The organism is Actinoallomurus oryzae (assembly GCF_039541955.1).
Lineage (GTDB): Bacteria > Actinomycetota > Actinomycetes > Streptosporangiales > Streptosporangiaceae > Actinoallomurus > Actinoallomurus oryzae.
Map to the genome: position 1 here is coordinate 235997 of NZ_BAABHF010000046.1, position 12452 is coordinate 248448.

General features: G+C 71.2%; 11 protein-coding genes. 9 read left to right on the forward strand and 2 right to left on the reverse strand.

Annotated elements, in window-relative coordinates; all coding sequences use genetic code 11:
* From ABEA10_RS37410 to ABEA10_RS37440, 7 genes are all read left to right on the forward strand, one after another.
* Nucleotides 1-2415, forward strand: coding sequence for a glycosyl hydrolase family 95 catalytic domain-containing protein (locus ABEA10_RS37410; protein ID WP_345472185.1), 2415 nt, complete (start codon nt 1-3; stop codon nt 2413-2415).
* Between the two features lie 554 nt (nt 2416-2969).
* A complete protein-coding gene (locus ABEA10_RS37415) occupies nt 2970-3143 on the forward strand; it encodes a hypothetical protein (protein WP_345472188.1) in 174 nt (57 codons plus the stop codon).
* Between the two features lie 213 nt (nt 3144-3356).
* Entirely contained in the window at nt 3357-4484 is a 1128-nt protein-coding gene (locus tag ABEA10_RS37420; RefSeq protein WP_345472190.1) for a right-handed parallel beta-helix repeat-containing protein, read from the forward strand.
* A 384-nt stretch (nt 4485-4868) separates the two neighbouring features.
* Nucleotides 4869-5393 (forward strand): RNA polymerase sigma factor, encoded by a 525-nt coding sequence (locus ABEA10_RS37425; protein WP_345472193.1) that lies wholly within the window; start codon nt 4869-4871, stop codon nt 5391-5393.
* Nucleotides 5386-6294 (forward strand): CU044_5270 family protein, encoded by a 909-nt coding sequence (locus tag ABEA10_RS37430; RefSeq protein ID WP_345472195.1) that lies wholly within the window; start codon nt 5386-5388, stop codon nt 6292-6294. The genes ABEA10_RS37425 and ABEA10_RS37430 overlap by 8 nt, the downstream gene beginning before the upstream one ends.
* Nucleotides 6291-7445 carry a L,D-transpeptidase gene (locus ABEA10_RS37435; RefSeq protein WP_345472198.1) on the forward strand — a complete coding sequence of 385 codons (1155 nt, stop codon included), beginning with the start codon at nt 6291-6293 and terminating at the stop codon, nt 7443-7445. The genes ABEA10_RS37430 and ABEA10_RS37435 overlap by 4 nt, the downstream gene beginning before the upstream one ends.
* 34 nt (nt 7446-7479) lie before the next feature.
* A complete protein-coding gene (locus ABEA10_RS37440; protein ID WP_345472200.1) occupies nt 7480-8454 on the forward strand; it encodes an aldo/keto reductase in 975 nt (324 codons plus the stop codon).
* 90 nt (nt 8455-8544) lie between these two features.
* Here the strand turns inward: ABEA10_RS37440 and ABEA10_RS37445 are convergent, their stop codons facing one another.
* Both ABEA10_RS37445 and ABEA10_RS37450 read right to left on the reverse strand, forming a co-directional pair.
* Entirely contained in the window at nt 8545-9426 is an 882-nt protein-coding gene (locus ABEA10_RS37445) for an HAD family hydrolase (RefSeq protein ID WP_329245401.1), read from the reverse strand.
* A 114-nt stretch (nt 9427-9540) separates the two neighbouring features.
* Nucleotides 9541-10161, reverse strand: coding sequence for a sigma-70 family RNA polymerase sigma factor (locus tag ABEA10_RS37450; protein ID WP_345472204.1), 621 nt, complete (start codon nt 10159-10161; stop codon nt 9541-9543).
* 174 nt (nt 10162-10335) lie between these two features.
* Between ABEA10_RS37450 and ABEA10_RS37455 the strand changes: the two genes are divergently transcribed.
* On the forward strand, nt 10336-12027 hold the full coding sequence (locus tag ABEA10_RS37455; protein ID WP_345472206.1) for a putative quinol monooxygenase: 1692 nt from the start codon (nt 10336-10338) through the stop codon (nt 12025-12027).
* Nucleotides 12017-12262 (forward strand): glutaredoxin family protein, encoded by a 246-nt coding sequence (locus tag ABEA10_RS37460; RefSeq protein ID WP_345472208.1) that lies wholly within the window; start codon nt 12017-12019, stop codon nt 12260-12262. Before ABEA10_RS37455 ends, ABEA10_RS37460 begins: the two co-directional genes overlap by 11 nt.
* The last annotated feature ends 190 nt before the right edge of the window (nt 12263-12452 follow it).

Genomic DNA, 12452 nt, shown 5'->3' on the forward strand with positions numbered 1-12452 from the left:
ATGCGCCTCATCGCTCTCGTCGCGGCCGGCACGATCCTTCTCCCGATGACGCCGGCGGCGGCCGGCACCACGGCGACGACCGCCTGGGCGCACGGCTCGTTCCACGTGGACGTGCCCGGCGTGGTGGGCCGCTCCGACGTCGTCCTGGGCCGGCCGAACACCGACCCCAAGCAGGCGATGCCGCTCGGCAACGGCACGCTCGGAGTCGCCGCGTGGGCGGCGGGCGGCTTCACCGCCCAGCTCAACCGCGCCGACACCATGCCCGACCGGCTTTCCCCCGGGCAGGTCCTGATTCCCGGCCTGGCGAAGCTCACCGGCGCGGCCGACTTCCGCGGCCGGCTGAACCTCTACGACGGGACGCTGGTCGAGTCCGGCGGCGGCATGACGGCCACCGCGTACGTCCGCGCCGGCACCGACCAGCTGGTCGTCGACGTCACCGGCGCCGACCCGGCCGCCGCGCAGACGGCCCGGCTGGCGCTGTGGCAGCCGCGCACCCCCGACGCCCGGGCCGCGGGCGGCGTGGGCGCGCTGTCGCAGACCTGGACCGACGGCGGGCGGCCCGGCTCCACCGGTGAGACGTTCGGCTCGCTCGCCGCGGTGACCGCCGGCGGGCGCGACGTGAACGCCCGCGTCGTCGACACGCGGACCGTCGAGGTGAGCTTCCGGCCTCACCCGGACGGCTCGTACCGCGTCGTGGTGGACTCCCCGCACTGGACCGGCGGTGACGCCCTCGCCGCCGTACGCGACCGGCTCGCCCGCGCCGCCCGTCCTCCCGCGTCGAGGCTGCGCGCGGCACACCTCGCGTGGTGGCACGGGTACTGGCGGCACGCCGGGCTGATGCGCCTGTCGTCCCCGGACGGGACCGCCGAGTACCTGGAGAACCTCCGGGTGGTCAACCTGTACGCGGACGCCGCGGAGCGCGGCGACGTACGGCCCGGATCGCAGGCCGGAGTGGCCGACCTGTTCGACTCCACGCAGGACACGCACACCTGGGACCCGGCCGCGTACTGGGGCTGGAACCTGCGCATGCTCGTGACCGCGTCGCTGGGCGCCGGAACGTACGGCGACAACGACGGTTACTTCGCCATGTACCGCGACGACCTGGCGACGATCGAGGACTGGACGGCGAGCCAGTTCCCCGGCAGGACCGGTGCGTGCGTCCCGGAGACGATGCGGTTCAACGGCATCGGCTACCAGACGCACAACGACGGAGCCGGCTGGGGCGCCCGGCCGTTCGTCGACTGCGGCGGAGGCCCGGCGAACTACAACGCCCGCACGCTCACGACGGGCGGTGAGGTGTCGCTGTTCGTCTGGCAGCAGTACCTGCAGACCGACGACCTGGCGTTCCTGCGGAAGAACTATCCGGTGATGAGGGCCTGGGCGCGCTTCATGCTCTCGTACGCCACCGTGGGCGACGACGGCAGGCTGCACACCGGCCCGTCCAACGCGCACGAGACGCAGTGGGACGTCACCGACCCGACGACCGACATCGCCGCGATGCGTGCGGTGTTCCCGGCCATCGCCCGGGCCGCGCGTCTGCTGCACCGCGACGCCGGCCTGGCGACCCGGCTGGACGCCGCGGTCGCCAAGCTGATGCCCTATCCGCGCACCGACGAGGACACGCGTACCCAGCAGCTGCCACCGTCCGCCGACGCCGCCGGCCACGACGTGATCGGCATGTCCTGGCAGCAGTCGGCCGACACGCACAACGTCGAGAACATCGGCCTGGAACCGGTCTGGCCGTACGGTCTGATCGGCGACGACGGGCCGTCGCACGACCTGGCCGCCCGGACGTTCGCCCACCGGCCGTACGTCGAGGACAACGACTGGAGCTTCGACCCGATCGACGCCGCGCGGCTCGGCCTCGCCGACGACATGGCCAAGACGCTGGTCGACCTCACCGAGCGGTTCCAGGACCGGCCGTCCGGCCTGGCCTCTTTCGGCGTGACGGTGCGCCAGCCCGAGCCGTACATCGAGCAGGGCGGCGTGGTCGCCACCGCCCTGCAGGACGCGCTGGTGCAGGACTACGACGGGACGCTGCGCGTCGCCCCGGCCTGGCCGAAATCGTGGGACGCCGACGGCACCGTCTACATCCAGCACCGGGACAAGGTCGATGTGCAGGTCCGCGGAGGTGTGCCGGTGACGGTCGGCATCGAGGCGGGGTCGAACGCGCCGATCCGGGTGCGCAACCCCTGGCCCGGCCAGAAGGTCCAGGTCGTGACGGGTGACGACCGGCACACGGTCGTGCTGGCGCCGACCACGGCCTCGACGTTCACCGTGCCGGCCCGGGAGGGCGGCTCGTACCTGATCGAACGCGCCGGCGCGTCCCCGCCGCCCTTCGCACCGGTGACGGGCAGACCCGCCACCACGAGCCGGCAACTCGGCCCGGTGACGATCGGCCTGCCCGCCTCCTGATCGGCGAACTCCAAGGGCCCCTGCCGCGACCTAACGCGCCAGGGGCCCTTTGGCGATCTGAGGCGGCACGATTTGGGGCGGCACAGGCGACGGCTGTCTCGTCCGGAAAATGCTGATTATGGACGGGGGACCCGCGGGCATGCCTTGTCGCGTCGGCCGGCCGTACGGGTCTGGGACCTGCGCACCGGCGAGGCGTTGCGGGTGTTCACCGGGCATGACGACAGCGTCACCGGGCTCTCGTTCGCCTCCCTGGGCGCTCGTCCGATCCTGGCCTCGTGCGCACTGGACGCCGTTTTCGGGTGGACGCTGCCCGAGTGCCAGCAGGTACACGAGTGGAAGGTGGCCGGACCGCCCCTGGCACTGCCCTTCTCACCGCCGGAGACGATGTACGTCGCCGGGACGATGGGAGTGGCGGCACTCCGGCCGGGGCAGGCCGGCCCGGAAGCGTCCTACGCGACGCTGTTCCGCATCGCGAGCACGTACTGCCATCCCGAGGCGGATGACGACGCGTACGACAGCCTGCGGGACTCGCGCGGCGAGGGGACGACGAGACGATGGCCCAGTTCAGACGGGAACTGCGTCGCGCCCTCACGCACCCCGGGGAGGTGCCGGAGAGTGAGCTGCGCCGTGAGGTCCAGTACGACGGCGGCGCGGAGAAATTTCTGCGTCGTCTGTGGGGTGACCTGTACCCGGAGGAACCCGTCCCGTCGAAAGACGACGAAAAGTAAGGACGCGTATTCGCATGGATAAAGAACTGCCATGTGATCGGCGGTCAAGTTCACCGACATTCGCAACTATCCGAGATCCGCGGGATTCGCAATCGTCAAGATCGGAGCGGTGGAACCCGCCGACATCGGGTCGCGTCATACTCCAGTCGGCCGTGTCGCAGGGGCAGCGTTTCCGCTGTTCACGGCAGCCCGAGCGCGTCGTAGGAGGACGGGATGGGAATCGACCGGAGATTCGTCGTCGGGGTCGTTGTCGGAGTCGTCGGTGTACTCATCATCGGCGGGGCGGTATGGCTGCTGGCCGGCGGTGACGGGTCGTCGAAGAACGCGGCCGCCGAGGGGAGTCCGTCCGCCGGCGCGTCGAAAGGCGATGACAAGGGAAAAAACGACGGCGGTAAACAGGCGACGCCCGGGCCGCCGCTGAGCCTGCCGGTACCCACGGGCAGCGGCAAGGTGAGCTGTCCCTCGCCGACCACGACCGTCAAGGACGCCGACGGCCTGGAGAAGGCGCTCGGCGCGGCGAAGCCCGGTGACGTGATCCGCCTGGCGGCCGGAACCTACACGGGCAAGTTCGTCGCGCAGGCCTCGGGCACGAGCGACAAGCCGATCTTCCTGTGCGGGGACGCCACCGCGATCCTCGACGGCGGAGGCGTCAAGAAGGGGTACGCCTTCCACCTCGACAAGGCCGGCTACTGGCGGCTGATCGGATTCTCCGTGCAGAACAGCCAGAAGGGCGTCATGGCCGACGGCTCCAGCGGCTCCATCATCCAGGGCCTCACCGTGCACGACATCGGCGACGAGGCGATCCACCTGCGGGGTTTCAGCACCGGCGACACCGTCCAGTACAACAAGATCTACAACACCGGCCTCCGGCGCGCGAAGTTCGGTGAGGGCGTCTACCTCGGCTCGGCGGAGTCCAACTGGAGCAACAGCTCCGGCGGCAAGCCGGACAAGAGCGACAACAACGTGGTGCGCGGCAACGTCATCCGGGCGACGGCCGAGGCCATCGACATCAAGGAGGGCACGAGCGGCGGACGCATCCTCGACAACGTCTTCGACGGATCCGCGCTCGGCGGCGACAAGTTCAACGACTCCTGGATCGACGTCAAGGGCAACGGCTACCTGATCCAGGGCAACAGGGGCAAGAAGACCCTCAAGGACGGCTTCCAGACCCACCAGATCATCAAGGGCGGGGGCACCGGCAACGTCTTCCGCGGCAACACCCTCGACATCTCCGGCGCCGACGGCGTCGGGATCAACGACACGGTCGGCGGCAACACCATCGCCTGCGACAACAAGGTCATCGGCGGCAAGCTCATGGCGAAGGGCAACTGCTCGGGCTGACGTTCGTACGCCGCACAGCCCGGAACCGCCACCACCGGCGCCCGCAGGACCGCCGGCCTCGGGCCGCCGGGCGGTCGTCCACGTCGAGGTGGAGTGCAGCCCCCGATACGTTCACCTGCGGGTACGCGATCCATATCCCGACCTGCCGGAGCGGCGGGCCGGCGAACTGGACGAGTCGGGGCGCGGCCTGGCGATCACTGACGGCGCCCGCAACGGCCGGGACCGGTGATCTGTCCCAGGAGCGCGTCTCGAGCGCCTCCAAAAAATTTGGGAACAAGATGCCCGCGTCCGGACAAATAGGGGAGGACGTACCCCTGCCCCGCGGAAGAGCACCATGACCAACGCGAGCCAGCGGTGATCACCGAGGCGTGCCAGGACGCCGATGTGATCAGCGCTTCCCTCACCGAACCCGAGCGGTTCACGGCGCTTTACCAGCGGTATGCCGGCGAGATCTACCGCTACATCGCCGGTCGCCTCGGGCCGGACACGGCCGATGACCTGATGGCCGACACGTTTTTGGAGGCGTTCCGGCACCGCGCGCGCTACGACCCGCATCGCGCGGGCGTACGCCCCTGGCTCTACGGAATCGCCACCAACCTCATCGGCCGGCAGCGTCGCTCGGAGATTCGTTTCTATCGGGCCATCGCGCGGACGGGCGTGGACCCCGCGGTCGAGCCGATGGAGCCGGTGATCGACAGGCTTTCCGCCGAGGGGATGCGTCGTGAGCTCGCGGACGCGATGGCCCGCCTCAACCAGGGCGAGCGCGACGTGCTCGTCCTGGTCGCGGGAAGCGGCCTCGCCTATGAGGAGGTCGCGCAGGCACTGGGCGTCTCCGTCGGGACCGTCTCGTCCCGTCTGTTCCGGGCTCGCAGGAAGATGCGCGCCACGCTGGAGGCACACCGTGGATGAGCTCGAGCTGGTCGGACGTAGGTACGAGCAGGTCGCCCCGCCCCGGCCACAGGTGATCGAATCCGGTCACGCACGGCTGCTCGACGCGATCGGCTCGACGCCGCGGCGTGCCGCGAGGGGCCGCCGGATCGCTGTGCGCCTCGCGGTGGCCGCGACCGCGGTCGGAGCACTGGTCGCCGGGCTCACGACGGTGCGAGACCGGGGCGCGGCGCCGGCCGTTCCGGCGGGCAGCGCGGCAGTGCGGCTCGCCGAACGCGCCGAGACCGTGGCGCGAAGGGAACCACTCGTCACGATGGGCCCGCATCAGTGGGTCTACGTGCGGAGCATGCAGCGTGGCCTGAAGGCGCGGCCCGAACGGCGCGTCGTCGAGTCGTGGATCCGCATGGACGGCCGGCGGTTCCCAGCGGGGCGGCTGCCCCTCGCGGTACGCGGCACCGTGCTGACCGGCCTGCCCGAAGACCCGGAAGCGGCCCTCACCCGGCTCTACGCGGAGGTGGACCGCATCCGGGCGGAACCCCGGTCGAAGGGACGCGTGACGGAGTACGTCGCCGGGATCATCGGCGTGCCGCGCGACGCGGCGGTGTTCGACTTCGTCACCAGGCTCCTCGACGCCTATGACGTCGCGCCGCGTTCGCAGGCCACGCTGTACGGCGCGCTGTCCCGGCTGCCCGGCGTCGACGTGCTGCCGGACGTGCCCGACGCCGCGGGGCGCCACGGCGTCGCCTTCTCCATCGCCACGAGTGACGCCTCGCGGCTCGAACTGATCCTGGATCCGCGGACCTACCACTTCCTGGGACTGCGCGACGTCATCACGCGCGACCACGGCCGGAACGAAGAAGTCAGCTACTGGGTCGCGCGACTGTCCGCGCAGCCCGTCGCACGACCTGGAGAACGTCCTTGAAGATCAGATACCTGGCCGTGGCCCTGGCACTCGCCCTGACGGCGGGCTGCGCGAACGGCCAGCCCACCTCGCCCGGCCGTACCGCCGATGCGGCGGCGCCCACCGTGCGGATCAGCGCGTCCGGGCAGAGCGTACGGCCCGACCAGGGTGTCACGGTGACGGTGTCGGGCGGCACGCTGGAGTCCGTCACCGGTGCCGCCGGCGGCTTCAACGCCGGCCGTACGTCATGGAGAACGACCTGGGCCCTGAAGCCCGGTCACGCGTACACGGTGACGGCGACGGCGAAGAACGCCAAAGGCAAGGTCAGCACCATCACCAGGGCCTTCCGTACGCAGAAGGCGCCACGGACCATCGGCGTCGCGGACGTGACACCGGCGGCGGGGGAGACGGTCGGCGTCGGAATGCCGATCATCGTCGACTTCACCGGCCCGGTGGCGAACCGGGCGAACGTGGAGAAGGCGCTGGAGGTCACCTCGGCCCATGGGGACACCGGGGCCTGGAGCTGGATCTCCGACCGCCGGGTCGTGTACCGCACCGAGAAATACTGGCGCCCTCACCAGAAGGTCGCCTTCACCGCGCACCTGGCCGGCGTGCGAGCCGCCCGTGACACGTACGGCGTGCGCGACGTGAGCCGGTCCTTCACCATCGGAGCTTCGAACGTCACCGTGGCGGACGCCAAGTCGCACGTCATGACCGTCGACCACGACGGCATGGTGAAGCGATTCAAGATCAGTATGGGCGCGGGCACGCGGCCGGACACGATCACGACCAGCGGAGTCCATCTGACCCGCGAGAAGCGGCGTTCGGTGACCATGACGGCGACCTGCCCGAAGGGCAGTGCGGGCTGTGACTACTACAAGGAGCGTGTCGAGCTGGCGGTGCGGATCACCTTGGGCGGTGAGTACGTGCACAAGAGCGTCGGTGAGTACTACTACCTGGGCCGGCAGAACGCCAGCCACGGGTGCGTCCGGACGTCCCCGGCCGGCGCCCGCTACTTCTACGACATCTCCCAGCGCGGTGACATCGTGAACGTGACCCACACAACGCGGCGGTTCGCGGACGAGCCGTACGCCGACGACTGGACGTTCTGGACCCGGTCGTGGTCGCGCTGGCTGGCGGGCAGCGCGCTGCGTCAAGGCTCGCGCGCTTGACTTAGAGCGCGCTCTAAGGGGCAGCCTGGTGGGCATGGAGAAGAGAGCACTGGGACGGCAGGGCCTGCGCACCTCGGCACTCGGCCTGGGATGCATGGGCATGAGCTGGGCGTACGGTGCGCCCGATGACGACGAGTCCATCGCCACGATCCACCGGGCGATCGAGCTGGGCTGTGACTTCTTCGACACCGCCGAGGCGTACGGGCCGTGGACCAACGAGAAGCTGCTCGGCCGCGCGCTGAAGGGGCGCCGCGACGAGGTGGTCGTCGCGACGAAGTTCGGCTGGGAGTTCGCCCCCGACGGTGAGCGGCTCGGGACGAACAGCCGTCCCGAGCACATCCGCGAGGTGGCCGATCAGCAGCTCGAGCGGCTCGGCACCGACCACATCGACCTGCTGTACCAGCACCGGGTCGACCCGGAGGTCCCGATCGAGGACGTCGCCGGCGCGGTCGGCGAGCTGGTCGCGGCCGGAAAGGTGCGGTACTTCGGCCTGTCCGAGGCGTCGGCGACCATCATCCGGCGGGCGCACGCCGTCTTCCCCGTGTCGGCGCTGCAGACCGAGTACTCCCTGTGGGAGCGGGGGCTGGAGGAGGAGATCCTGCCGACGCTGCGGGAGCTGGGCATCGGGCTGGTCGCGTACTCACCGCTGGGCCGCGGCTTCCTCACCGGCGACGTCCGGCGGGCCGAGGACTACCCGGCCGGCGACTACCGGCGCAACGACCCGCGCTTCCAGGGGGCCAACTTCGACGCGAACATGAAGGCGGCCGAGGCGGTGCGTGCGATGGCCGGCCGCAAGGGCGTGACGGCGGCGCAGCTCGCGCTGGCGTGGCTACTCGCCCAGGGCGACGACGTGGTGCCGATTCCCGGTACGAAGAGCCGTAAGCGCCTGGAGGAGAACCTGGCGGCGGCCGGTATCGAGCTGACCGGCGCAGAGCTGTCCGAGCTGGAGCTCCCGGTCTCGGGCGCGCGCTACCCCGAGGGCATGCTGCGCCTCATCGCGCGGGGCTGACCGCGGTTTCGAGGGCGTCCCCGCGTGAGTGCGCGTCTCAAAGTCCGCGCCGCGCAGTAGGACAGCGGGGCTTTGAGACGCGCCCTAGGCTCAGCGACCGCGGTGGTGGCGGCGGAGGGCTACGCCGGCGGCGACGCCGCCGACCAGCGCGCCGGTGCCGGCCGCGGCCGGCAGGGCGACCATGGTGACCTTGCGGCCGGTGCGGAAGTCGTGGATCGGCCAGCCGTGTTCGCGCGCGTGGTCGCGCAGGTCGCCGTCCGGGTTGACCGCGTGGGGGTGGCCGACCGTCGTGAGCATCGGCAGGTCGTTGTAGGAGTCGCTGTACGCCGAGCAGCGGGACAGGTCCAGGCCCTCCTTGCGGGCCAGCGCGCGTACGGCGCCCGCCTTGGCCGGGCCGTGCAGCAGATGGCCGACCAGGCGGCCGGTGTAGACGCCGTTCTCGGTCTCGGCGACCGTGCCGAGCGCGCCCGTCAGGCCCAGGCGGTGGGAGATGATGCGGGCCAGCTCGACCGGGGTGGCGGTGACCAGCCACACCTGCTGGCCCGCGTCGAGGTGCTTGAGCGCGAGCGACCGCGTGCCGTGCCAGATGCGGTCGGCCATCTTGTCGTCGTAGATCTCCTCGCAGAGGCTGACGAGTTCGTCCACGCTCCGGCCGGCGACGAACGCCAGGGCCGCCTCGCGCGCCGTGGAGATGTGCTCGGCGTTCTCCGCGCCGCGTACGCGGAAGGAGACCTGGCCGAGCGCGAACATCGCCAGGTCGCGGAAGGTGAACAGCTTCCGCGCGGCCAGCCCCCGGGCGAAGTGGTAGATCGACGCGCCCCGGATCAGGGTGTTGTCGACGTCGAAGAACGCGGCGGCGTTCGGGTCCGGTACGACCGGCTCGGTGTCGGACGACGCGGCCGCCGCCGCGGCCTCGCCCGCGAGTTCGTCGGCTACTTCGTCGTCATCGCTCCATGGCCACAGTCGACGCATGGAGACGAGACTAACCAGCGGCCTTCGGCGGTGATCAGGCAACCCCGTGCGCGGCGCGTCGCCAATCATCACCGTACGTGAACATGGCTGGAGGTCCCCGACCTCAGCTCCATCTCACCGGATATCGGCGGGAAAGAGACGGGCCAGCGACCGCGTCGCGCGGTACTGCAACGCCTTGATCGCACCGGTGTTCTTGCCCATGATCTCGGCGGTCTCGGCGACCGACAGGCCGTGCAGGAAGCGCAGCACCACGCATTCGCGCTGCTCGTTGCCCAGTTCCCGTACGGCCGAGAACAGCGCCCGGTGGGTGAAGGAGTCGAGCACCGCGCGTTCGGGGCCCTCCTCCCAGCGGTCGGGCTCCAGGGGGTCGGCCGTGCAGACCTCGAGGCGGTGGCGGCCCGACTTGAAGTGGTCGAGCACGAGGTTGCGGGCGATCGTCACGAGCCACGCGCCGAAGTCCTTGCCCTGCCAGGTGAACAGGCTGATGCGCCGGAGCGCGCGCAGGAACGTCTCGCTCGTCAGGTCCTCGGCGAGGGCGTGCGTGCCCACGCGGTAGTAGACGAAGCGGTAGACCACGTCGGCGTACCGGTCGTAGAGCACGCCGAAGGCCTCGGGATCGCCGGCGCGGGCGCGGAGGACGAGGTCGCGCATCTCGTTGTGGGCGGCCTCGGACGGCTGCGGGTCGCCGGTGGTGGGGCCCGCGTGGACAGGGGGGTCGAGGGTAAGGCTGCGCATGCAGTCCTCCTCGGGAACGACGCGACCACGGGGCGTGTCGGAACATGCTAGATACTGGTGAGTAAGCTGGCAATGGTGATGCTCGAGTAAACAGTCGCCTTTATCCGCTCTTTGCACATATGCAGTGGCTCTTCGTTACCCGTCCAGGCGCGTGATCGGGCACCATTGGGGGCGATGGTCAACGTCGCTCTGGCGCTTGTGGCGACCCTCGCGGCCCTCGGAGGCGCCGGGTTGCTGGTTACGCGCACCCTGCCAGACCGGCGTATGTACCTGCTCGCGTGGTGCGGCACCCTCCTGGCCCTCGGGATCGCGCTCGCCTCGATGACCGTCGGCTACGCGGCGGGCTTCGGGCCGGCGCTGCTGCGGTGCACCGAGCTGTTCGGGTCGCTGATCGCGCCGCTGACCCTGGCGCTGGGCGTCGTCGAACTGATCGCGCGGACGGTACAGGCGCGGTTCGCCGCGCGGCTCATCGCGGCGTCGTACGTGATCGTCGCCGTCGTCATCATCCTGCTCGACCCGATCGTCGGCACCTTCGGCAAGAGCCTGCCGAAGGTGTCCGGCCACTACTCATCGCTGCCCGGCCTGGTGCTCGACGGAGCACACCTCTTCGCCGTCGTCTCCCTGGTCTCGTGCGTCGCGGTCACCGCGGTGCGCGGCAACAGGCGTGACCGGCAGGCGGCCGAGACCATGCCGACCCTCGCCATGGTCGCGCTCGCCGGGGTGCTCACGGTCGCCGCGATGCGTGGTTACCTGCCCGGACCGCTGGCGCCCCTGGCGCTCGGCGGGTCCGCCGCCCTTGTGTGGTTCGGCGCCTCCCGGCTCGCGCCGGGCGGCCCATCCGCCCCCGACGATGAAGAACCGGAGCCGTACGAGGAAATGTCGCGCCACCAGCAGCCCTACGACGACGGGCAGTACAACAACGGGCGGCGCCGCGGCAGGCGGCGCCAGCAGGGCGGTTACGACACGGGCGGTTACGACGCGGAGGGCTATGACACCGGCGGGTACGACACCGGTGGCTATGACACGGGCGGCTATGACACCGGTGGTTATGACACGGGCGGATACGACAGAGGCGGATACGACACCGGCGGGTATGACACGGGCGGGTACGCCCGGCCCCGGCGCGAGGGGCAGCCGTCCTTCGCCCCGCCGGCCGCGGCGCCGGGCCGTGCGCCCCAGGGCCCGCCTGTCATGGGCCAGTACGGCCGGATCATGATCTATACGATCGTCGAAGGGCACGCCGACGCCTTCGACCGGCTCGCGGCCGAGGTCGCCCACGCCGTACGCCAGGCCGAGCCGGGCACCCTCGTCTACGCCTGCCACACCGTGGACAACTCGCCGAACCAGCGACTGTTCTACCAGCTCTTCCGCGACGCGAACGCGGTCGAGACGCACACCCGCCAGCCACACGTCCAGCGGTTCGCCCGCGAGGCGCGGGCGCATGTCAGCGGCACCAACGTCCTCGAACTGACCGTCAGCGCGGGCAGCCTCGCCGCTCTCGCCGGAGCGGTGGGGCCCGCCGGCCCCGCCGGACCCGGCGGGGGGGCTGGCAGGCCTGGCGGACCGGAGATGCCCGGCGGGCCCGGCGGGCCGGAGACGCCCGGCGGACGCGGCGGCCCGAGTGGACGCGGCGGTCCGGGCGGGCGCGGCGGCCCGGGCGGACGCGGCGGCCCGGGTGGCCCGGGTGGTGGGCAGGGCGGAGCCGGTGGGCAGGGCGCGCCCGGTGGCCGTGGCGGGCCCGGCGGGCCCGGCGGACCAGGCGGTCCCGGTGGGCGCGGTGGGCGCGGCGGTCCCGGTGGGAGGAACGGCGGCGGTGGGGGACCGGGCGGCCCCTCGCGGCCCGTACGCTGGCCCCATGGCCGATGACGCGCGCATCCTCCTGCTCGGCAAGCCCGGCTGCCACCTGTGCGACGACGCCCGCGAGGTGATCGTGAAGGTCGCCGGCGAACTCGGCGTGACCTGGGAAGAACGCGACATCACCGCGTCGGAGGAGGACACGCGTCTCTACTGGGACCAGATCCCGGTGACGTTCGTCGACGGCGTCCAGCACGACTTCTGGCGGGTCGACGAGCGTCGTCTGCGCGCGGCCCTCACGGCCTGAGCGCGAGGCGGCCGTCTTGGCCGGATGCGGTCTGCCGGTGCGCGGTGCCGGTCCGGTGGGAATCGGCCCCCGCCCGCTGCCGACGTGAGTGAAACGAAGAGGTCTCCGGGACTCGAATCGACTTCTGAGGCAGGTCCGGCGGCCCGGTGTCCACGGCTCCCGATGTCTGTTAGGTCACACAGCCACGCGA